The 21,057-nt window shown below is 59.9% G+C and carries 29 protein-coding genes; 2 read left to right on the top strand and 27 right to left on the bottom strand.

Annotated elements, in window-relative coordinates:
• Positions 1–80: 80 nt before the first annotated feature.
• Positions 81–1,181, top strand: coding sequence for a DUF3048 domain-containing protein (locus tag ACSAMP_RS04965; RefSeq protein WP_457799720.1), 1,101 nt, complete (start codon positions 81–83; stop codon positions 1,179–1,181).
• A gap of 449 nt (positions 1,182–1,630) precedes the next feature.
• On the top strand, positions 1,631–3,001 hold the full coding sequence (gene mgtE, locus ACSAMP_RS04960) for a magnesium transporter (RefSeq protein ID WP_441796767.1): 1,371 nt from the start codon (positions 1,631–1,633) through the stop codon (positions 2,999–3,001).
• A 575-nt stretch (positions 3,002–3,576) separates the two neighbouring features.
• Here mgtE and ACSAMP_RS04955 read toward each other — a convergent pair.
• The 27 genes from ACSAMP_RS04955 to rpsC all read right to left on the bottom strand — a co-directional run bounded on the left by ACSAMP_RS04955 (position 3,577) and on the right by rpsC (position 21,043).
• Complete coding sequence (locus ACSAMP_RS04955) at positions 3,577–6,744, bottom strand: leucine-rich repeat protein (RefSeq protein WP_457799719.1); 3,168 nt, start codon at positions 6,742–6,744, stop codon at positions 3,577–3,579.
• A 491-nt stretch (positions 6,745–7,235) separates the two neighbouring features.
• Positions 7,236–8,057 carry an amidohydrolase family protein gene (locus ACSAMP_RS04950; protein WP_457799718.1) on the bottom strand — a complete coding sequence of 274 codons (822 nt, stop codon included), beginning with the start codon at positions 8,055–8,057 and terminating at the stop codon, positions 7,236–7,238.
• 66 nt (positions 8,058–8,123) lie between these two features.
• Positions 8,124–8,468 carry a 50S ribosomal protein L17 gene (gene rplQ, locus ACSAMP_RS04945; protein WP_457799717.1) on the bottom strand — a complete coding sequence of 115 codons (345 nt, stop codon included), beginning with the start codon at positions 8,466–8,468 and terminating at the stop codon, positions 8,124–8,126.
• A gap of 181 nt (positions 8,469–8,649) precedes the next feature.
• A complete protein-coding gene (locus tag ACSAMP_RS04940; protein WP_457799716.1) occupies positions 8,650–9,603 on the bottom strand; it encodes a DNA-directed RNA polymerase subunit alpha in 954 nt (317 codons plus the stop codon).
• A gap of 125 nt (positions 9,604–9,728) precedes the next feature.
• Complete coding sequence (gene rpsD / locus ACSAMP_RS04935) at positions 9,729–10,331, bottom strand: 30S ribosomal protein S4 (protein ID WP_441796771.1); 603 nt, start codon at positions 10,329–10,331, stop codon at positions 9,729–9,731.
• Positions 10,332–10,354: 23 nt separating this feature from the next.
• Positions 10,355–10,762 carry a 30S ribosomal protein S11 gene (gene rpsK, locus ACSAMP_RS04930; protein ID WP_147563691.1) on the bottom strand — a complete coding sequence of 136 codons (408 nt, stop codon included), beginning with the start codon at positions 10,760–10,762 and terminating at the stop codon, positions 10,355–10,357.
• Between the two features lie 13 nt (positions 10,763–10,775).
• On the bottom strand, positions 10,776–11,144 hold the full coding sequence (rpsM, locus tag ACSAMP_RS04925) for a 30S ribosomal protein S13 (protein WP_147563690.1): 369 nt from the start codon (positions 11,142–11,144) through the stop codon (positions 10,776–10,778).
• Positions 11,145–11,162: 18 nt separating this feature from the next.
• The gene (gene rpmJ, locus ACSAMP_RS04920; protein WP_008982609.1) at positions 11,163–11,276 is read right to left on the bottom strand and encodes a 50S ribosomal protein L36; all 114 of its coding nucleotides are present in this window, start codon (positions 11,274–11,276) and stop codon (positions 11,163–11,165) included.
• Between the two features lie 270 nt (positions 11,277–11,546).
• Positions 11,547–11,765: a translation initiation factor IF-1 gene (infA, locus tag ACSAMP_RS04915; protein ID WP_020989775.1), complete on the bottom strand. Its 219-nt coding sequence runs from the start codon at positions 11,763–11,765 to the stop codon at positions 11,547–11,549.
• Complete coding sequence (locus ACSAMP_RS04910; RefSeq protein WP_441796772.1) at positions 11,758–12,039, bottom strand: hypothetical protein; 282 nt, start codon at positions 12,037–12,039, stop codon at positions 11,758–11,760. Before ACSAMP_RS04910 ends, infA begins: the two co-directional genes overlap by 8 nt.
• Entirely contained in the window at positions 12,032–12,796 is a 765-nt protein-coding gene (gene map / locus ACSAMP_RS04905) for a type I methionyl aminopeptidase (RefSeq protein WP_441796806.1), read from the bottom strand. Before map ends, ACSAMP_RS04910 begins: the two co-directional genes overlap by 8 nt.
• An 11-nt stretch (positions 12,797–12,807) precedes the next feature.
• Complete coding sequence (locus tag ACSAMP_RS04900) at positions 12,808–13,440, bottom strand: adenylate kinase (protein ID WP_457799843.1); 633 nt, start codon at positions 13,438–13,440, stop codon at positions 12,808–12,810.
• A 21-nt stretch (positions 13,441–13,461) separates the two neighbouring features.
• Positions 13,462–14,832 carry a preprotein translocase subunit SecY gene (secY, locus tag ACSAMP_RS04895; protein ID WP_457799715.1) on the bottom strand — a complete coding sequence of 457 codons (1,371 nt, stop codon included), beginning with the start codon at positions 14,830–14,832 and terminating at the stop codon, positions 13,462–13,464.
• 2 nt (positions 14,833–14,834) lie between these two features.
• Positions 14,835–15,275 carry a 50S ribosomal protein L15 gene (rplO, locus tag ACSAMP_RS04890; RefSeq protein WP_147563687.1) on the bottom strand — a complete coding sequence of 147 codons (441 nt, stop codon included), beginning with the start codon at positions 15,273–15,275 and terminating at the stop codon, positions 14,835–14,837.
• 15 nt (positions 15,276–15,290) lie between these two features.
• Positions 15,291–15,473 (bottom strand): 50S ribosomal protein L30, encoded by a 183-nt coding sequence (gene rpmD / locus ACSAMP_RS04885; RefSeq protein ID WP_441796775.1) that lies wholly within the window; start codon positions 15,471–15,473, stop codon positions 15,291–15,293.
• A gap of 14 nt (positions 15,474–15,487) precedes the next feature.
• Positions 15,488–15,988, bottom strand: coding sequence for a 30S ribosomal protein S5 (rpsE, locus tag ACSAMP_RS04880; RefSeq protein WP_087395871.1), 501 nt, complete (start codon positions 15,986–15,988; stop codon positions 15,488–15,490).
• Between the two features lie 17 nt (positions 15,989–16,005).
• Positions 16,006–16,365 (bottom strand): 50S ribosomal protein L18, encoded by a 360-nt coding sequence (gene rplR, locus ACSAMP_RS04875; protein ID WP_147563685.1) that lies wholly within the window; start codon positions 16,363–16,365, stop codon positions 16,006–16,008.
• Positions 16,366–16,382: 17 nt separating this feature from the next.
• Complete coding sequence (rplF, locus tag ACSAMP_RS04870) at positions 16,383–16,928, bottom strand: 50S ribosomal protein L6 (RefSeq protein ID WP_441796776.1); 546 nt, start codon at positions 16,926–16,928, stop codon at positions 16,383–16,385.
• Between the two features lie 13 nt (positions 16,929–16,941).
• Entirely contained in the window at positions 16,942–17,340 is a 399-nt protein-coding gene (rpsH, locus tag ACSAMP_RS04865; RefSeq protein ID WP_147563683.1) for a 30S ribosomal protein S8, read from the bottom strand.
• 459 nt (positions 17,341–17,799) lie between these two features.
• A complete protein-coding gene (locus ACSAMP_RS04860) occupies positions 17,800–17,985 on the bottom strand; it encodes a type Z 30S ribosomal protein S14 (protein ID WP_147563682.1) in 186 nt (61 codons plus the stop codon).
• A 15-nt stretch (positions 17,986–18,000) separates the two neighbouring features.
• Positions 18,001–18,552 carry a 50S ribosomal protein L5 gene (gene rplE / locus ACSAMP_RS04855; protein ID WP_441796777.1) on the bottom strand — a complete coding sequence of 184 codons (552 nt, stop codon included), beginning with the start codon at positions 18,550–18,552 and terminating at the stop codon, positions 18,001–18,003.
• Between the two features lie 20 nt (positions 18,553–18,572).
• Positions 18,573–18,890, bottom strand: a complete 318-nt coding sequence (gene rplX / locus ACSAMP_RS04850) for a 50S ribosomal protein L24 (RefSeq protein WP_441796778.1) — start codon at positions 18,888–18,890, stop codon at positions 18,573–18,575.
• 16 nt (positions 18,891–18,906) lie between these two features.
• On the bottom strand, positions 18,907–19,275 hold the full coding sequence (gene rplN, locus ACSAMP_RS04845) for a 50S ribosomal protein L14 (RefSeq protein ID WP_087395882.1): 369 nt from the start codon (positions 19,273–19,275) through the stop codon (positions 18,907–18,909).
• Between the two features lie 12 nt (positions 19,276–19,287).
• Positions 19,288–19,548: a 30S ribosomal protein S17 gene (rpsQ, locus tag ACSAMP_RS04840; protein WP_147563679.1), complete on the bottom strand. Its 261-nt coding sequence runs from the start codon at positions 19,546–19,548 to the stop codon at positions 19,288–19,290.
• Between the two features lie 15 nt (positions 19,549–19,563).
• Positions 19,564–19,761, bottom strand: a complete 198-nt coding sequence (gene rpmC, locus ACSAMP_RS04835; protein WP_147563678.1) for a 50S ribosomal protein L29 — start codon at positions 19,759–19,761, stop codon at positions 19,564–19,566.
• Positions 19,761–20,192 carry a 50S ribosomal protein L16 gene (gene rplP / locus ACSAMP_RS04830; RefSeq protein WP_441796779.1) on the bottom strand — a complete coding sequence of 144 codons (432 nt, stop codon included), beginning with the start codon at positions 20,190–20,192 and terminating at the stop codon, positions 19,761–19,763. The genes rpmC and rplP overlap by 1 nt, the downstream gene beginning before the upstream one ends.
• The gene (rpsC, locus tag ACSAMP_RS04825) at positions 20,192–21,043 is read right to left on the bottom strand and encodes a 30S ribosomal protein S3 (protein ID WP_441796780.1); all 852 of its coding nucleotides are present in this window, start codon (positions 21,041–21,043) and stop codon (positions 20,192–20,194) included. The genes rplP and rpsC overlap by 1 nt, the downstream gene beginning before the upstream one ends.
• Positions 21,044–21,057 lie beyond the last annotated feature (14 nt).

The following is a 21,057-nucleotide window of genomic DNA, read 5'->3' as shown; positions in this document are numbered from 1 at the left end:
CCGGGGACAGTATGATAGAAGACAGAGCAAAACCTCGTCTGCGCCCCGGCGCAAATCGGATGAAAAGGGAGGCCCCCGCCATGAAAAAGCCCCTCGCCCTGCTGCTCTCTCTGGTCCTGACAGCCGGTCTGCTGTCCGCCTGTGGAAAGGGGGACTCCCCCGCCGCGTCCTCCTCCATGCCGGATGAGCCGTCCGTCTCCGTCATCGCCCCCGTGGAGGAGCCGGAACCGGAGCCCGAACCCGAGCCCGTCCTGCCCTATACCAACCCCCTCACCGGGGAGGGCAGCGCCGTGGATCTGGCGGGTGCCCGGCCCGTGGCCATTATGCTCAACAACCTGAAAAAGGCCCTGCCCCAGCTGGGGGTGTCCCAGGCCGACCTCATCTATGAGCTGCCCGCCGAGGGGGGCATCACCCGGATGATGGCGGTGTTCCAGTCGGTGGAGGGCGTGGGCGACTTAGGCTCGGTGCGCTCGGCCCGGGATTACTATGTCTCCCTGGCCCGGGGCCACGATGCGGTGTTTCTCCACGCCGGGGGCAGCCCCCAGGCTTACTCCGCCATCAAAAACATGGGCGTCACCGCCCTGGACTGCGTCAACGGCCCCTACGAGGGCACCCTGTTCTGGCGGGACAAGACCCGGAAAAAGACCATGGGCCTGGAGCACTCCGTCCTCACCTCCGGCCAGACCATTCAAAATCTGCTGCCCACCTATGGCATCCGTCTGGAGCATAAAGACGGCTTCTCCTACCCCGTCTCCTTCCTGATGGAGGGGGAGACCGCCTCGGGCGATCCGGCGGAGACCGTGTCCGTGCGCTTTTCCGACTATAAGACCGGCGTGTTCACTTACGACGCCCAGGCCGGGCTTTACCGGGTGTCGGAATACGGCTCGGCCTATGTGGACGGCAACACCGGGGAGCAGGTCCAGGTGAAGAACGTCCTGGTGCTGCGCACCGACGTGTCCGCCATCAAGGGGGACGACAAGGGCCGCCAGTCCGTGCGCACCACGGGCACCGGCTCCGGTCAGCTCTTCTGTGACGGGCGGGTGCAGGACATCACCTGGTCCCGCAGCAGCGACAGCAGCCCCATGACCTATTTAGACGCCGCCGGGAACCCCCTGCGCCTGGGGGTGGGGCCGTCCTACATCAACATCGTGGGCCGCTCTGCCACCGTCACCGTGGGCTGACGGGCCGCTTTACCCAAACCACACACAGATTTTGCGCGTTTTTCCCCTTCCCCGGCTTGCAAACCCCGGGGAAGGGGATTATAATATTTTTAAGCGGCTAAAATAGCGTTGCTGGTCTTAGCCAAAAGTTTTTGCTTGTCTAAGCGGGAAAGGATGTGGGAACCAAATGGAAGGCCGAAGTCGTCACCGGGAGCAGGCGCGCTGCTGCGAGCGGGCGGCGGCAGAGCTGGACGGGCCCCCTTTGTGTCCCCACTCTGTCACCCCCTGAAAAGCGGCACAATATCGGCGAGCATCCTGTCATTGCGAGGAACCCCAACGGGGTGACGTGGCAATCCGTTTCTTCCGTCCACAGACGAGGGGAACGGATTCCCACGTTGCTAAAACGATATTGTCCCGCGGTATTTTTGCGCCCTGCTTCCTTTTCATGAAAGGAAGGAGGAAAAACCCCCATGCACGAAAATTATGACGAGGAGCTGCTGCTGGAGCTGGTGAAGACCAAGCAGTTCCGCGCCCTGCGGGCCCACCTGGACGAGATGAACGAGGTGGACATCGCCGAATTCCTGGACGAGCTGGAGCCCGACCAGCAGGTGGTGGTCTTCCGGCTGCTGCCCAAGGACGTGGCCGCCGACGTGTTCACCTATCTGGAGGACAGCGAGGACCAGGAGAAGATCATCAACGCCCTGAGCGATAAGGAGCTGCGGGAGGTCCTGGACGAGCTCTATCTGGACGACACCGTGGACATCATCGAGGACATGCCCGCCAACATGGTCTCCCGTATCCTGCGCAACACCGACGCCTCCACCCGCAGCCAGATCAACCAGCTGCTGAAATACCCGGAGGACTCCGCCGGTTCCATCATGACCACGGAGTTTATCTATCTCCACCCCAACGCCACCGTGGAGGAGTCCTTCGCCCGCATCCGAAAAGTCGGTCTGGACAAGGAGACGGTGTACACCTGCTATGTCACCCAGAACCGGGTGCTGCTGGGCGTGGTCACGGTAAAGACCCTGCTGCTCTCCCCCTACGAGACCAAGATAAAAGACATCATGGAGACCAACGTCATCTCTGTCACCACCCACGAGGACAAAGAGGACGTGGCCCAGATGTTCTCCAAGTATGACCTGTCCGCCCTGCCCGTGGTGGACGGGGAGAACCGCCTGGTGGGTATCATCACCTTCGACGACGCCATGGACGTTATGGAGGAGGAGGCCACCGAGGACTTCGAGAAGATGGCGGCTATTTTGCCCGGCGACAAGCCCTATCTGAAGACCGGCGTGTTCGAGACCTGGCGCTCCCGCATCCCCTGGCTGCTGATGCTCATGCTGTCGGCCACCTTCAGCGGCATGATCATCACCCACTTTGAAAGCGCCCTGGCCGCCTGCGTGGTGCTCACGTCCTTCATCACCATGCTCTCCGGCACCGGCGGCAACTCCGGCTCCCAGTCGTCGGTAGCCGTCATCCGCGCCCTGTCCCTGGGCGAGGTGGAGTTTTCCGACATGTTGGCCGTGGTGTGGAAAGAGCTGCGCGTGGCCCTGCTGTGCGGCGTGTGTCTGGCGGGGGCCAACTTCGTGAAGATGATGCTGGTGGACCGGATGCTGATGCACAACCCCCAGGTCACCGTGTCCGTGGCCCTGGTGGTCTGTCTGACCCTGATGTGTACCGTGGTCTGCGCCAAGATCGTGGGCTGCACCCTGCCCATGGCGGCAGAGAAGATCGGCATCGACCCCGCCGTCATGGCCGCCCCCTTCATCACTACCGTGGTAGACGCCCTGTCCCTGCTCATCTACTTCGCCATCGCCACCGAGATCTTGGGGCTTTAAATCAAACACAAAAACGCGCCTGCGTGGATTTCCAAGGAAATATCCACACAGGCGCGTTGTTTTGGGGAAAGTTTTAGCCCTCTCAGTCACGGCTGCGCCGTGCCAGCTCTCTCACAGGGAGAGCCAAGGTCAACCTGTCCCCTTCGTCTCCCTTGCCTCCCCCTATGGGGGAGGTGCCCCCGCAGGGGGCGGAGAGGGTTCACTCCACGTCTTGCCAAATTCTACACAATATGCTATAATACACCTAAGCGCTGCTCTGGCGGCGGTTGGTCCCTCCCGGTGGGAGGAGGCCATGCTTCTTGTTCTCCTCCCGACTTTGTAGGGAGGAGGTGATGCAGATGGTCACGTATTCTGATCTGATCCAGATCGGCATTTTGGTCGTTGGTATCATTAACTTGTTTCTGCAAAACAAAAAGAAGTAACCGCCCCTGTCCCACACAGTCCGGCGGTTACTTATGCAACTACGGGAGGGACTAACTCAAACTAGAGCAGCGCCTCTTCTATATTCAGTATAACATGATTTGGAAGTTTGTCAATCCCCCAGCGGCCTGTAAACCGCTGGGGGATCGTTGTTTTTACTTCTCCATCAACTTGACAAACTGCTGGAGCATCACGGCCATTTCGGCACGAGTGGCGCCAGCTGTGGGAGCCAGGGTGTTATTGCCCCGGCCAGACAGAATGCCAGCGTTCACGGCCCAGGTCATGGACTGCCCGGCCCAATCGGAAATGCTGTCGTAGGCGCTGAACTCACGGACAGCCATGCCGCCCTGCGTCGTATCGATACCCTTAAGCTTAGCGTAGCTATAGAGCATGGTCGCCAGCTGCTCCCGGGTGATATTCACCTCGGGCATCGTCCCGTCGGACACGCCGTTAGCCTTGGCCCAATTCATGGCCTTCTCGTACCAGGTAGCCCCGCCAGTCACGTCCTGGCCATCCATGCGGGCCAGGATGGTCATCAGCATGGCGCGGGTGGTGTTCTGGCTGCCGCCAAACAGATTCTCGCCAATCCCGGACATCAGGCCACGCTGGGCCACAAAGTCCGCCGCGTCGGCGTACCAGCTGTTTTCGGGCACGTCCACGAAGGTGGTCTTGCTGGGCTGGTCGGGCTTGACTTCGCTCTTCACAAAGGTCGCCTTCACATCCACCTTGCTGTCGGGCATGGTGAAACTGAACTTGCCGTCGCCCTTGTCGGTGACAGTGATGCTGTTGCCCTTGCTGTCGGTGACGGTGATCTTGTCGATCTTGTAACCGGCGTCGGGCTTCACGGTGATAGTCACAGTGTCGCCCTTCTTGGCGGTGGTGCCGTTGTTCACGGTGACGCTGCCGTTATCCGCCTTAGGGGTAGACACGGCGTAGCTGTTGTTGCGGCTACCGCCGCCGCCACCGGAAGAGGTGGACTGGTAGGTCACGGCCACGTCGCAGGTATCGGAGGCCGTCTTATAGTTGGTACTCTCAACATAAGTAGCAGTGAACGTATACTTCTCACTGCTGTTGGGCAGGGTGGCGGTAAAAGTGCCGTTCTCCTTGTTCAGCGTGATGTCCACGTCCTTGTCGCAGGAAACGTCCACCGTGCCCTCCTCAGGCTCAGTGATAACGGTCAAAACCACGTCGCCACCGCCGGTCAGGGTCTCCTTGTCGGCGGAGATGGTGATGGTGAGGGTGGCCTGGGCGATCTTCACGGTCAAGTCGCCGGTCACGTCGTTATAGTTGTCCTTCGTGGCCTTGTAGTAAACGGTGTACTCGCCAGCGTCGGTGTAGGCGGGGTTCGTCTCGCTGTAGTTCTTCCCGTCCTCGGAATAGGTCACAGTCGCACCCTCCGCCGTCACCGTGACGGAGTGGGGCTGACCGTCATAGGTGCCGTCGTAGGCCTCCGTGGCCACGGTGAAGTCGGCTTTGTCGATGGTCAGGGTCATGGTCGTGGATACTTCCGCGCCGCCGACGGTGATCTTCAGGTTATAGGTCCCGGCGTTGATAGGCTCGACCTCGGTTCCATTCTGGACATAGGTCACAGACAGCTTGTCAGACTTCCAACTATCACTGTAGGTTACATCGATAGCCTTGGCCTGGCCGTCATAGACCAGGTTCTCGGGCAGGGTCAGGGTGGCGGTGCCGAACACGTGGCCGCAGTCGTGGCAGGTTTCGGTGATGACATTGCCGGAGGCGGTGTAGGCCTTGGTGTTGTCGTGCTTGCACTCCACCCAATTGGCGTAGTAAGACTGATTATTGGCCGCATCCGTCACTTTGTTGCCCGAATAATCAGCTTTTTCATACCAGCCGTCAAAAATGCCGTCGATCTTGCTTACTGTCGCCAGTTTGCCCTTTTCACAGTTCAGGACTTCCGCGCCCTCACCGGCAGCCGCATAAGCACAGGGATGCCCGCTTGTGCGCTTGTCTTTTAGTGCGGTCAGAGCATCCGAATCTTTGACATAGAATACCGTGAACTGTTTCGTGTCGGTACTCCAATACACAAAAGAGTCGCTCGTTAAATTCGAGAAATCCGACATATTTGTTAATACAACCGCCGCAAGCAGGGGGTTATTAGTAATCGTATTTCCGCCAATCGTCGGTGCAACGGTCCCTTCAAACACGATCTTCTTCAGGTTTACATTATTAGCAAAGCCATATTGGTCGATTCTTGTAACGCTTGCAGGGACAAAAACTTCCGTAAGTCCAGTTTTGTCAAACGCAAATTGTCCAATCGTCGTCAGCTGCGTTCCAAACTGGATATTCTCAAGACTGCTGCATCCCTGGAACGCCTCTCTCCCAATCGTCGAAACAGCATCAAAGCCGTCCACCGTCTTAAGATCGGTACACTCCCAAAACGCCTTTTCTCCAATCTCAGTTACCTTATCACTGAGGTCAACCGTTTCCAATGCGGTACACCGGCAGAACATAAAACCCGGAATCGCTACGTCACTCTTTACCACGACCTTTTTCAGTGTGGTATTTGGCGTTCCTTTCCCAGAGGAATCGCCCAGAACGCTCTGCTCCAGGACTGTCAGAGATTCAGGGAACACGAGTTCTTCCAGACTTCTGCACTCCTGAAGTGCGCCCAGGCGGATTGCAGTGAGTCCTTCAGGAAATTCCAGGTTTTTCAGTGCATAGCATTTTGCAAAGGTATAGATACCAATTTCCCTCACCTTATTTCCTGCGAAAAATACACTTTCCAATTTTCCGCATCCATAGAAAGCACTATATCCCATCGTGCTGACATTCGCAGGGATCGTCACTTCGGTAATCGCCGTAAAGCAAAACGCACCGATGCCGATTTCCGTCAAGCTGTCCGGCAGCTCGATCTCAGTCACAGCAGTCAGCCCGTTGAAGGAGTCAGAACCAATCGCCGTGATGCCTTCCTCGATCACGATTTTCGTAATGCTGTCGATATAGCTTTGCCACGGACGATTCAGCATACAATTTGCCTTTTCACAGGTAGTATCGCCGTCATGGGCTTCCGCTCCGCAGTGCATCCCATCGTCCGCTGAACCATGGTCTTTCCAGTCTGCCGTGGCTCCTGTGCCGGAAATGGTCAGGGTGTCCCCGTCCAGCGTCCAAGTAGCATTCTCACCACAAGAACCAGTCAAAACCTCTTGATTTTCCCCAGGGACAACCTCGCTGCCCTCATCGGCCTGGGTGGTCGGGGTAGTCAAATCCTCCCCCACCGGCTCCTCATCGGCAAAGGCCATCGGGGTCATGGACAATAAAATTGTCGCCGACAGGAGACTTGCCAATAATCGTTTCTTCATACTCGCTTCCTCCTATAAAAAGTTCTGAAAAAATATAAAAAGACCCATTCCCGGCACGAAACTATTCCGTGTCGGAAATGGGTCTTTTCATCCCAATATTTAAATTCAGGCAACAAAAAGCGGCAGAGAAGTTATTTACTGCTCTGCCGTCAGTATATGGGCGCGGCGCTGCCAGTGGCGGTAGGCGGGTGGTCCCTCCCAGTGGGAGGAGCTACATACTTCTTGTTCTCCTCCCTTTTCCGGGAGGAGGTGATAGACATGGTGACATATTCCGATCTCATTCTGATCGGCCAGCTCATCGTAGCGGTCCTGAATCTGTTCGTCCATATCTATAACAATAAAAAGAAGTAACCGCTAACGCTCCCAAGCCAACGGTTACTTCTTGTAATCCGCGAGGGACACCCGTCTACCGGCAGCGCCCTCTCTTATTTACAGTATAACATGATTTGGTAAATTGTCAATCCCCCGGTTCGCCGGGGGATCTTTTTGTCTCACAGCCCCAGGCCGTAGATCCGGTTGGCGTTGTGGAAAAATACCTTCTCCCAATACACCTCGGGCACGATGCCCTGGATGAAGCGGATGTACTCCCCTAGGTTGACGATGGGCCAGTCGGTGCCGTACATCACGTCGTCCCACTGGCAGATGGCGGTGAGCCAGGTGCGCAGCAGCCCGGCGTAGCCCGCCTGGACCCGGAAATATTCGTCCAGGTCCACCCGGCCCTCCAGCAGGCCGGACAGGTCGGTGGCCACGTTTGGATTCTTCTCTACTACTGCGGCGGCGCTCTCTAAAAAGGGGTTGCCGAAGTGGCACATGACAAATCTCGTCTTAGGGTGGTCGGCGGCCACCTCGTCCAGGGCGAGGGGGTGGCAATATTTCAGGTGGGCCCGGGAGAAGGCGGTCAGACCCATGTGGATGGCCACCGGCTTATCATACCGGGCGGCCAGGTCATAGATGGGCTGATAGCAGTCGTCAGACAGCCAGATGCGGTTATAGCCGGGGTAGAGCTTCACCCCGCAGCAGTTGTCCCGCTTTAAGTGCTCCTCCACCTGGTCGGGCAGATCCGCAGGGATATTCCGCCCCCGGTCCAGCACCAGGCTGTCCAGCCCCACGCAGTAGTGGAACAGGTCGGCGGGATAGTCGTGCTTTCCCGTCTCCAGACTGTGGTTGCCCATGACCACCCCATGGACCATGCCCAGCTGGCCATAGACCTGGCGCAGGTGGTCCACGCTGTTGTGGTGGCCCACGCCCTGGGCGGTCTGCTCGGCCCAGTCCTCCTGGGGAAAGAGATGCAGATGGGCGTCAATGATCTTCATAGTCCGGCTCCTTTCAGGATATAAGAAAAAACCCGTTCCCTTGGGAACGGGTTTTGAAGCGCGGAATTACACCAGCTGGATGATAGCCATCTCGGCGGCGTCGCCGCGGCGGGGCCCGATGCGGACGATGCGGGTGTAGCCGCCGTTCCGGTCGGCGTACTTGGGACCGATCTCCTTGAACAGCTTGTTGGCCACATCCTCCTTGGTGATGAAGCCCAGGGCCTGACGATAGGACACCAGGGTGTTGTCCTTGGCCAGGGTGATCATCTTCTTGGCCACGGGAGCAACCTCCTTGGCGCGGGTGAGGGTGGTCTTGATCTGGCCGTTCTCCAGCAGATAGGTGACCATAGCGCGGAGCATAGCCTTGCGGTGATCGCTGGTGCGGCCCAGCTTACGATTCTTCAGAGACATAGTAAACTCTCCTTCGACCTCGCGTGGCGAGATCCAACTTCAAATTCGTTCAGTTCGGCTGAAACCAGCCGGGGACGCCCGAAGCCGGGACGGCGGAGCGCCGCAGAGCAGAGCGGAACGTTACATACCTCTGCCCCTGTCCCCATAAAACCCGCGGGGCGCTTAAAAGGCCCCGGGCGTTTTAGTTGTTGCTGTCGTCGCTGGCCAGGGACAGGCCCATCAGCGCCAGCTTGTTGATGACCTCTTCCAGAGACTTGCGGCCCAGGTTGCGGACCTTCATCATCTCTTCCTCCGTCTTGGAGATCAGGTCCTCCACCGTGTTGATGTTGGCCCGCTTCAGACAGTTGTAAGAGCGCACGGACAGATCCATGTCGTCGATGGTCATCTCCATGATCTTGCTGGTCTGGTTCTTGGCCTTCTCCACCACCGTGGACTTGTTGCCCATGGTCTCGGACAGGTCGGTAAACAGGGTGAAGTGGTCGCACAGGATGCGGGCACCCAAGGAGACAGCATCTCTGGCGTCAATGGTACCGTTGGTCCATACCTCCAGGGTCAGCTTGTCATAGTCGGTGGCGTCGCCCACACGGGTGTTTTCCACGGTGTAGTTCACCTTGCGCACGGGGGAGTAGATGGAGTCTACGGGGATCACGCCGATGACGGTCTGAGCGTTCTTGTTCTTATCGGCGGAGACATAGCCCCGGCCGTGGGACAGGGTCAGCTCCATGGACAGGGTGGCGTCGGGGCCCAGGGTGGCGATGTGGAGGTCGGGATTCAGGATCTCCACGTCGGCGTCGGCCTTGATGTCGCCAGCCGTCACCTTGCAGGCGCCGGAGGCCTCGATGTGAACAGTCTTCACGCCCTCGCAATACAGCTTGGCGATGATGCTCTTCACATTCAGGACGATCTCGGTCACGTCCTCCTTCACACCGGGGATGGTGGTAAACTCATGCTGGACACCGGCGATCTTGATGGAGGTCACCGCGGTGCCAGGCAGAGAGGACAACAGGATACGGCGCAGGGAGTTGCCCAGGGTGGTGCCATAGCCTCGCTCCAGGGGCTCTACGACGTACTTGCCATAGGATGCGTCACCGGGATTTTCCACGCATTCGATGCGGGGCTTTTCGATTTCTACCATATGCTAGGATACCCTCCTTTTCTCGGCGGCGCGCTGGCCGCCTCATTCAGCTCACCAATATCTGAGGGTCTAAGTCTGTTGTGCCGAGCCTCTTCAGCCAGGCCGAAGAGGCTCGGCTACAGAAATTACTTAGAATACAGCTCGACGATGAGGTGCTCTTCCACGGGGAAGTCGATGTCGTCCCGGGCGGGCATGGCAGCGACGGTGCCCTGGAGGGTGTTCTTGTCGCGGGTCAGCCACTTGGGCAGGTTGACCACGGGGGCGTCCTCGCCCAGCAGGCGCTTGAACTTGACGGAAGCGCGGCTCTTCTCCCGGACCTCGATCACGTCACCGGGCTTGACCAGGTAAGAGGGGATGTCCACGCGCTGGCCGTTCACGGTAAAGTGGCCGTGGGTGGTCAGCTGACGGGCCTCGCGGCGGGTCTGGGCAAAGCCCAGGCGATACACCACGTTGTCCAGGCGGCGCTCGATCAGGGTCAGCAGATTCTCGCCGGTCTTGCCCTGCATACGGGCAGCCTTCTCGTAATACATACGGAACTGCTTCTCCATGATGCCGTAGACAAACTTGACCTTCTGCTTCTCGGTCAGCTGCATGGCGTACTCAGACTGCTTCTTGCGCATCTGACCCTTGGGGTTGCGGTTGGTGTCCTTCTTGGCATAGCCCATGGCGGCGGGGGACAGGTTCAGAGCCTTGCACCGCTTGGCGATGGGCTGCATGTTTCTAGCCATCTGTCAAAAACCTCCTTCTCAGATCAGACGCGGCGGCGCTTCGGGGGACGGCAGCCGTTGTGGGGGACGGGGGTCACGTCCTTGATCATGGTGACCTCCAGGCCCACGGCCTGCAGCGCCCGGATGGCGGCCTCACGGCCGGCGCCGGGGCCCTTCACGAAGACCTCGACGGTCTTCAGGCCATACTCCATCGCAGCCTTGGCGGCCGTCTCAGCGGCAGTCTGCGCGGCGAAGGGGGTGGACTTACGGGAACCACGGAAACCCAGACCGCCGGAGCTGGCCCAGGACAGGGCGTTGCCCTGCGCGTCAGTGACGGTGACCATGGTGTTGTTGAAAGAAGAGCGGATATGCACCTGGCCCTTCTCGACATTCTTGCGCTCGCGGCGCTTGCGGACAACTTTCTTGCCCTTAGTGGTGTTAGCAGCAGCCATTGCTTATCCCTCCTTACTTCTTCTTGTTGGCGACGGTACGCTTGGGACCCTTGCGGGTACGGGCGTTGGTCTTGCTCCGCTGACCGCGGACGGGCAGGCCCTTGCGGTGGCGGATACCACGATAGCAGCCGATCTCGGTCAGCCGCTTGATGTCCATCGCCACGTTCCGGCGCAGGTCGCCCTCCACCGTATACTCGTGACCGATGATCTCGCGCAGCTTGGCCTCGTCCTCCTCGGACAGGTCCTTCACGCGAACGTCGGGGCTGATCCCAGCCTCGGCCAGGATCTTGTTGGCGCTGGTGCGCCCAATGCCGTAGATATAAGTGAGGCCGATCTCAATTCTCTTCTCTCTCGGCAGGTCAATACCGGCAATACGAGCCATTTATTACAGCACCTCCAATTAACCTTGTCTCTGCTTATGCTTGGGGTTTTCGCAAATTACCATGACTTTGCCCTTGCGCTTAATGACTTTGCACTTCTCGCACATGGGCTTCACGGACGGTCTTACTTTCATTGTTGAAACCTCCTGATGAATGCCTTACGGCCCCTCGTCGTCGCGGGCTCCGTATCGCTCGCTTCGGCCTTGCGGCCAAAGCTCGTTCACTACGCCCGCTCCTCCTCTCCGACTGAAACCCGCTTCGCTGGGCTTTCAGTCGGGTGGCGGCCTTTGGCCGCCTGGGGTGGAGCGTCGGGCGTACCCGGAAAGGCAAGGCTTTCCGGGAGAGCTCCGGCGATTCGGTCGTTGATAGTTACCGTAGACGCCGCGCTTTGGCGGCCATTTGAATTACTTAGAACGCCAGGTGATACGACCCCGGGTGAGGTCATAGGGTGACATCTGCACCGTCACCTTGTCTCCGGGCAAGATGCGGATGAAGTTCATGCGCAGCTTGCCGGAAATATGTGCCAGGATAATGTGGCCGTTTCCAATATCCACATGGAAGGTAGTATTGGGAAGGGATTCCGTGACGACTCCCTCCAGCTCGATCATATCGTCCTTAGCCAAACGTGATTCCTCCCTTGAAGGCGGCCAGCGCCTGTCTCAGTTCCCGGTCTGACGCCGGTTTTCCTTGTTGCAGCTTCTGGATGACGGGGTGGTCAAACTCCTGATGGAGCAGACGCACGTGGCGGAGCTTTTTGGCCTTGGGACGGGCGGCCTTTCGGCGCTTCCCGTCGGCCAGCAACAGCCGTCCGTCGGCGGTCTGACCCACCACGAAGAACACATCCCCGCTGTCTCGTCCGGCTGTCGCCTGGACGATGCGGCCCGTGCCGTCAGACATAGGCTCCATCCTCAGTAACTGTGAGGACTTCCGGTTCCCCGTCAGTGATCAGGATACTGTTTTCATAGTGCGCGGTGAGAGAGCCGTCCAGGGACACGGTGGTCCACTTGTCGGCGAGCACCTTCACCTGCCAGTCGCCTGCGCACACCATGGGCTCCACAGCGATGGTCATGCCCGGCAACAGCCGGGGACCGTGGCCCGCAGGGCCATAGTTGCGCACCTCGGGGGGCTCGTGGAGCTTGGCGCCCACGCCATGTCCCACAAAGTCCCGGACCACAGAGAAGCCGTTGGCCTCTACATAGGCCTGGACCGCGTGGCCGATGTCAGACACCCGGCAGCCCTTGCGGGCATTCTTGATGCCCTCCCAAAAGCTCTGCTGGGTGACCTTGATCAGCCGCATGGCCTCGTCGCTCACCTGGCCGCAGGGGTAGGTGGCGGCGCAGTCGCCGTGGAAGCCGCCGATGTAGGCGCCCACGTCCACGCTGACGATGTCGCCCTCCTTCAGCTTCCGGGGGCCGGGGATGCCGTGGATGACCTCCTCGTTGATGGAGATGCAGGCCGAACCGGGGAACCCGCCGTAACCCAGGAAAGAGGGCTTGGCTCCGTGGCTTTCGATGAAACGGCGCACCGCCGTGTCGATCTCGTGGGTCGTCACGCCGGGGCGGATCATAGACCCGGCCAGGGCGCGGGCCTGGGCGGTGATACGCCCGGCCTTGCGCATGGCCTGGATCTCACGATCCGACTTTAAAGAGATCATTTCCAATCCCATCAGATACCCAGCGCCTCCATGATGACCTTGGTGGTGGCCTCAATGGTGGGCTGATTGTCCACGGGGACCAGAACGCCCTTCTTCTCGTAATAGCCCTTCAGGGGCTCGGTCTCCTGGTGATAGACCTTCAGGCGGTTGCGCACGGTCTCCACCTTGTCGTCGTCCCGCTGAATGAGTGCGCCGCCGCAGGCATCGCACACGCCCTCCTGCTTGGGGGGCTTGGACTTGACGTGGAAGGGGGCTCCGCAGGCGGAGCACACCCGGCGGCCGCCCATGCGCTCCTCGATCTCGCTGTCGGAGATCTCGATGGAGACCACATGGTCAAACACGATGCCGGCCTTGTCCAGGGCCTCGGCCTGGGGCAGGGTGCGGGGCACGCCGTCCAGGATAAAGCCCTTGGCACAGTCGGGCTTCTCCAGCCGCTCGGCCACGATGCCGATGATCACGGAATCGGGGACCAGCTTGCCCGCGTCCATATAGGACTTGGCCTGAAGGCCCACGGGGGTGCCCTCCTTGATGGCGGCGCGGAGGATGTTGCCGGTAGAGATGGTCGGGATGCCCAGCTTGGCGCTGAGGATCTCAGCCTGAGTACCCTTGCCGGCGCCGGGGGCGCCCAGCATGATAAGCTTCATTCCCATTCTCTCCAACTCCTTTTACTCCAAAAAGCCCTTATAGTGCCGCATCAGCATCTGAGCCTCCATCTGCTTCACGGTCTCCAGGGCCACGCCCACCACGATGATGACGGAGGTACCGCCGATGGCCAGGGAGTGGTAACCGAAGATATTGCCCGTGATGATGGGCGCGATGGCCACAACAGACAGATACAGCGCACCGAACATGGTGATCTTGTTCAGAACCTTGGTGATAAAATCGGCGGTGGGCTTGCCGGGACGGAAGCCGGGGATAAAGCCGCCGTTCTTCTTCAGGTTGTTGGAGACCTCCACGGGGTTGAACTGCATGGTGGCATAGAAATAGCTGAAGCCCACGATCAGCAGGAAATACAGGATGCTGTAGAAGGGCTTGCTGGTGTCGAACAGACGCATCAGCACGCTGTTCTGCGTGGTCCATCCGGCAAAGGCGCCGATGGTGGCAGGCAGAGCAGCGATAGACTGGGCGAAGATGATGGGCATGACGCCGGACATGTTCACCTTCATGGGGATGTGGGTGGACTGACCACCGTACATCTTCCGTCCAACCACCCGCTTGGCATACTGCACAGGCAGGCGGCGCTCGGCGTTGGAGATGAACACGATAAAGACCACCAGGGCCAGCATACCGATGACGATCACGGGGATCATCCAGGGGGCCAGGGCCATGGACAGCTGGGCCTTCGCCTGAGTGGCGGAGTAACCGGCAGCGGTCAGGGTCTCCTCGGACATGGTGCCATTCTTCACAGCGGACCAGATGGTCACGCCGCTGACACAGTCGCTGATCATGCGGGGGAAGCGGGACACGATGCCCGCAAACAGGATGATGGAAATGCCGTTGCCCACACCGAACTCGGTGATCTGCTCGCCCAGCCACATCAGGAAGGCGGAGCCGGCGGTGAAGGACAGGACGATCACCAGGGCGACCCAAACGCCATTGAGAGAGGAGGACTCGATCAGGCCGTAGCTCTTGATGAGGGAGTAGTAGCCGAAGCCCTGGAGCAGGGCGATGGCCACGGTGGCATAGCGGGTGATGGAGGCGATCTTCTTCCGGCCCTCCTCGCCGCCCTCCTTGGCCAGCCGCTCCAGAGCGGGGATGGCCACGGTCAGCAGCTGGATGATGATGGAGCTGTTGATATAGGGCTGGATGGACAGGGCAAAGATCGTGGCCATGGAGAAGGCGGAGCCGCTCATGGCGTTCATCAGACCCAGGATGGTGCCGCTCTGGGTCTGCAGATGCTGCTCCAGAGTGGCGGAATCGATATAGGGGACAGGGATTGCAGAGCCCAGGCGGAAGATCAGCAGCGCAAAGACGGTAAAGAGCATCTTTTTGCGCAGCTCAGGCACAGCCCAGGCATTGCGGATGGTCTGGATCATGGTCAGACCACCTCCACCTTACCACCTGCAGCTTCGATTTTTTCCTTGGCGGAGGCGGAGAAGGCGGAGGCCTGAACGGTCAGCTTCTTGGTGATGCTGCCGTTGCCCAGGATCTTAACGCCATACTCGCACTTGGAGAGGATGCCCTTCTCCAGCAGAGCCTTGGCGTCCACCACAGCGCCGTCCTCGAACTTGTCCAGGACAGAGACGTTGATGGCCTCCAGGGGCTTGGCAAAAATGTTGTGGAAACCGCGCTTGGGCAGGCGGCGGGCCAGAGGCATCTGGCCGCCCTCAAAACCAACGCGGACGCCGCCGCCGGAACGGGCCCACTGGCCCTTCTGGCCACGACCACCGGTCTTGCCGTTGCCGGAACCGGCGCCGCGGCCCTTGCGGTAAGCCTTGGTGTTGGAGCCGGCGGCAGGGGAAAGTTCATGCAGATTCATGTCTCGCGCCTCCTTTTAGTTTTCCTCGGTGACCTGGAGCAGGTAGCCGATGTGGGCGATCTTGCCGCGGGTAGCCTCGTTGTCGGGCTGCACGGTGGTATCGCCGATCTTGCGGAGGCCCAGGGCCGCGGCGGTCGCCTTGTGCTTGGCGATCCGGCCGTTCAGGCTCTTGACCAGCTTGATATTCAAATTAGCCATTGTAAAAGCCCTCCTTAACCCACGATCTCTTCCACGCTCTTGCCGCGGATACGGGCGACCTCTTCGGGGCTGCGCAGAGCCTTCAGGCCCTCAAAGGCAGCGGAGACCACGTTCTGCGGATTGTTGGAGCGCAGGCACTTGGTACGGATGTCCTTGATGCCGATGGCTTCCATCACGGCACGGACGGGACCGCCGGCGATAACGCCGGTACCGGGGGCAGCGGGCTTCATCAGCACGCGGCCGGCGCCGAACTCACCGATCACCTCGTGGGGGATGGTGGTGCCGGACAGGGTCACGGTGATCATATTCTTCTTGGCGTCCTCGATGCCCTTGCGGATGGCCTCGGGCACCTCGGCGGCCTTGCCCAGGCCGAAGCCCACGCGGCCCTTCTCGTCGCCCACGACCATGAGGGCGGAGAACTTGTTCACACGACCGCCCTTGACGGTCTTGGATACGCGGTTCAGATAGACCAGCTTCTCAACGAACTCGCTGGGCTCTCTCTCAAATCTAGCCATTTGTGTCTCCTCCTCTCTTAGAACTGCAGGCCGCCCTCGCGGGCGCCCTCGGCCAGAGCCTTCACGCGGCCGTGATACACATAGCCGCCGCGGTCGAAGACCACATTCTCAATGCCCTTGGCCTTGGCACGCTCAGCCACGTTCATGCCAACCTGCTTGGCGGCATCGGACTTGGTGCCTTCCACGTTGAAGTCCTTCTCCAGGGAGGAAGCAGAGACCAGGGTCACGCCGTTGACGTCGTCGATGATCTGGGCGTAGATGTTGGTCGCGCTGCGGAACACATTCAAACGGGGACGCTCGGGCGTGCCGGAAATCTTCGCACGCACACGCTTATGACGCTTGATGCGCTGGGAACGAGTATCGGGTCTGTTGATCATAATGGCACACCTCCTTCTTACTTCTTGGCGCCGGTCTTACCAGCCTTGCGGCGGATGACCTCGTCAGTATACTTGATGCCCTTGCCCTTATAAGGCTCGGGGGGACGCTTCTCCCGCACTTCGGCGGCGAACTGACCCACCTGCTGCTTGTCGCAGCCCAGGATCACGATCTTGTTGGCGCTGGGGACCTCGATGGAGATACCGGGGACCTCCTCCACGATGACCTGGTGGGAGAAGCCCAGGTTCATCACCAGCTTGTTGCCCTCCTTGGCCACACGATAGCCGACGCCGTTCACGTCCAGCTCCTTCTTAAAGCCCTCGGTGACACCCAGGACCATGTTGTGGATCAGGGTGCGGGTCAGGCCGTGCAGGGCACGGTTCTCCTTGGCGTCGTTGGGACGGGTCACGTGCAGCACGCCATCCTCCACAGCGATAGCCATGTTGGGGTTGAACTGCTGGGTCAGGGAGCCCTTGGGGCCCTTGACGGTGACCACGTTGTTGTCCTCTACCTTAATTTCCACGCCGGCGGGGACGGTGATAGGCGCTCTACCAATTCTGCTCATTCCTATACCCTCCTTACCAGACAAATGCCAGGACTTCGCCGCCGACATGGGCCTGACGGGCCTTCTTGTCGGTCATGACGCCCTTGGAAGTGGACACGATGGCGATACCCAGGCCACGCAGGACCTTGGGCAGCTCCTCAGCGCCGGCATACACCCGCAGGCCGGGCTTGGAGACGCGGCGCAGGCCGGAGATGACCTTCTCCTTGCCGGGGCCGTACTTCAGGGTCACGCGGATAACGCCCTGAGTCCCGTCGTCGATCAGCTGGAAGTTCTTGATATAGCCCTCATCCAGCAGGATCTGCGCAATGGACTTCTTCATGTTGGACGCGGGGACGTCCACGGTGTCATGCTTGGCGTTGTTCGCGTTGCGGATACGGGTCAGCATATCCGCAATGGGATCGGTGATTTGCATGAGTTTTACCTCCTATTTCAGATTACCGGCCCGGAAATAGACCGGTACAGGCGGCAAGGTATCGGGAATTAGGTGCTTTCCCGACCTGTTGGCCGTCTTTGCGCCTGGTTGGGGCAGGCGCGGTATCAAAAACCGCAAAGCGGAATTTGAACAAAGGGAACGGCTTGTCTTCTTCCCACGGACGGGGCGCGGCTCACGCGCCGGTCTCCGGCACAGATGATTCATAAAAGGAAGGGGACAAGGCTGGCCGACACACACGGGGGCGTGGCCGGACCGGGGGATTTTGCGCACTCACGGCAGCGTGGAGGGATGTTGAATTGACCCCTCGGCGCAAAATCGATTTATTATACCCCATAAAAAAGAAAAAAGCAAGGCCTTTTCAGCCTCGCACACACGAACACGTGGAAAGATTATTCCTGGAAGGGACCTGAACAGGTCCCTTCCAGGAATGAAAAGCACTTACCAGGAAGCCTTCTTCACGCCGGGGATCTGGCCCTTATAGGCCAGCTCGCGGAAGCAGATACGGCAGATGCCGTAGTTGCGCAGATAGGCGTGGGGACGGCCGCACAGCTTGCAGCGGTTGTAGCGGCGGCTGGAGAACTTGGGCTCAGCCTGCTGCTTCAGGATCATAGACTTTTTCGCCATAACTCATTCTCCTCCTTAGCGGCCGGCAAAGGGAGCGCCGATCTGCTTGAGCAGCTCACGGGCCTCCTCGTCGGTCTGGGCGGTGGTGCACATCACGATGTCCATGCCGCGGATCTTGTCGATCTTGTCGTACTCGATCTCGGGGAAGATCAGCTGCTCCTTGATGCCCAGGGCATAGTTGCCGCGGCCATCGAAGGAGTCGGCGGAAATGCCGCGGAAATCGCGGACGCGGGGCAGGGCCACGTTGAACAGGCGGTCCAGGAACTCCCACATCTTGTTGCCGCGCAGGGTGACCTTCGCGCCGATGGGCATGCCCTCACGGAGCTTGAAGTTAGCCACGGACTTCTTGGCGTGGGTGATCACGGCCTTCTGGCCGGTGATGGTGGTCAGGTCGTTGACCACGGCGTCCAGGACCTTGGCGTTCTCGCGGGCCTCGCTGCAGCCGACGTTGACCACGATCTTCTCCAGACGGGGGATCTGCATGGTGGACTTATAGCCGAACTTCTGCATCAGAGCAGGAGCGACTTCGTCCTGATACAGCTTCTTCAGGTTGGGCGTGTTAGCCATTTCGATTCACTCCTCCTCTCTCAGATCTCAGCGCCGCACTTCTTGCAGACGCTGACCTTCTTGCCATCGGCCAGCAGCTTGTGAGCGGGCCGGGTAGCCTTGTTGCACTTGGGGCAGACGCGCTGCACCTTGCAGGCGTACAGGGGGGCTTCCTTCTGGATGATGCCGCCCTGGTCGCCCTGACGGCGGGGCTTGGTGTGGCGGGAGACCATGTTGATCTTCTCCACCACGACCTTGCGCTCCTTGGGCATGACCTCCAGGACCTTGCCCTGCTTGCCCTTGTCCTTACCGGAGAGGACGACGACCACGTCGTCCTTCTTGATGTTCATCTTGATCATGTTTCATTGCCCTCCCTTACAGCACTTCGGGAGCCAGGGACAGGATCTTCATATAATCCTTGTCGCGCAGCTCGCGGGCGACGGGCCCAAAGATACGGGTGCCGCGGGGGTTCTTGTCCTCCTTGATGAGGACGGCGGCGTTGTCGTCGAACCGGACATAGGAGCCGTCCGCGCGGCGCACACCCCGAGAGGTACGGACGATAACGGCCTTGACGACCTCGCCCTTCTTCACAGTGCCGCCGGGCTGAGCCTTGCGCACAGAAGCCACAACAACATCGCCGATGTTGCCGAACTTGCGCTTAGAGCCGCCCAGAACACGGATGGTCTTGATCTCCTTGGCGCCGGTGTTGTCGGCAACCTTCAGATAGCTTTCCTGCTGAATCATACCGACACCTCCTTACTTCGCCTTCTCGATGATCTCAACCACGCGCCACCGCTTGTCCTTAGACAGGGGGCGGGTCTCCATGACCTTGACGCGGTCGCCCACGCCACACTGGTTGAGCTCGTCGTGAGCCTTCAGCTTATAGGTTCTCTTCACGATCTTCTTGTACAGAGGATGGGCCACGCGGTCGGCGATGGCGACCACAACGGTCTTGTCCATCTTGTCCGAAACCACCAGGCCGACTCTGGTCTTGCGAGAAGAAGTTCTGTTTTCCATTGTCTAGTCCTCCTCTTAGCGGCCGGCGAGCTGCTGCTCGCGGATGATGGTTTTGACCCGGGCGATGTCCTTCTTGACCTCAGCGATGCGGATGGGGTTATCCAGCTGGTTGGTGGCGTGCTGGAGGCGCAGGTTGAACAGGTCCTTCTTCAGGTCCTGCAGCTTGGTCTGAAGCTCTTCGCCAGACATCTTACGAACTTCGTTAGCCTTCATTACGCTTCACCACCCTTCTCGGTCTCTTCACGCTGAACGATCTTGCACTTGACGGGCAGCTTGTGGCTGGCCAGTCGCAGAGCCTCGCGGGCGACATCCTCGGAGACGCCGGCGATCTCAAACATCACGCGGCCGGGCTTGACCACGGCCACCCAGTACTCGGGGGAGCCCTTACCGGAACCCATGCGGGTCTCGGCAGGCTTCTCGGTCACGGGCTTATCGGGGAAGATCTTGATCCACACCTTACCGCCACGCTTGGTGTAACGGGTCATGGCGATACGGGCGGCCTCGATCTGGTTGCTGGTGATCCAGGCGGGCTCGGTAGCCTGCAGGCCGAACTCACCGTAAGTCACGGTGTTGCCGCGGCTGGCCTTGCCCTTCATGCGTCCACGGTGGACGCGGCGATACTTTACGCGCTTAGGCAGCAGCATTACTGAGCGCCTCCTTCCTTAGGGGTATTGGCCTGACCGGCGGGGCGGGGGCCACGGTTGTTGTTATAGCCCTGACCGGCGGGGCGGGGACCGCGGTTGAAGCCGCCCTCACGGCGGTCGCGGTTGAAGCCACGGCGATCACCGTCGCGGCGGTCGCGGCGGGGACGGCGCTCCTGATAGGGCTTGCTGGTGTCCAGGGTGCGGGGGGTGGTGCGCAGGGCCTGAGTCAGGACCTCGCCCTTATAGATCCACACCTTCACGCCGATGCGGCCATAGGTGGTAGCGGCCTCGGCGAAACCATAGTCGATGTCGGCACGCAGGGTCTGCAGGGGAATGGTGCCGTCGTGATAGTGCTCGGTGCGGGCGATCTCAGCGCCGCCCAGACGGCCGCCGCAGGAGACCTTGATGCCCTTGGCGCCGGCGCGCATGGCCCGGCCCATGGAGTTCTTCATGGCGCGGCGGAAACCGATGCGCTTCTCCAGCTGCTGGGCGATGTTCTCGGCCACCAGCTGAGCGTTGGTATCGGTGTCGCGGACCTCAACGATCTTCAGGTCCACAGGCTTGCCGGTCAGCTTGACCAGCTGAGCCTCCACCTTCTTGATGTCCTCGCCGCCCTTGCCGATGACCACGCCGGGACGGGCGCAGTGCAGGTAAACGCGGACCTTGGCGTTGTCCCGCTCGATCTCGATCTTGGGGATGCCAGCGCCGTAGAGGGTCTTCTTAAGATAGTCACGGATCTTCTTGTCCTCAACCAGCAGATCGCCCACCTTTTCGTTGGCGGCGTACCAGCGGGAGTCCCAATCCTTGATGACACCCACGCGAAGGCCGTGGGGATTAACTTTCTGTCCCATATTGTTCCTCCTCC

Source organism: Flintibacter sp. SJQ-8, assembly GCF_054108085.1.
This window is presented reverse-complemented; position numbering and strand designations above follow the sequence as displayed.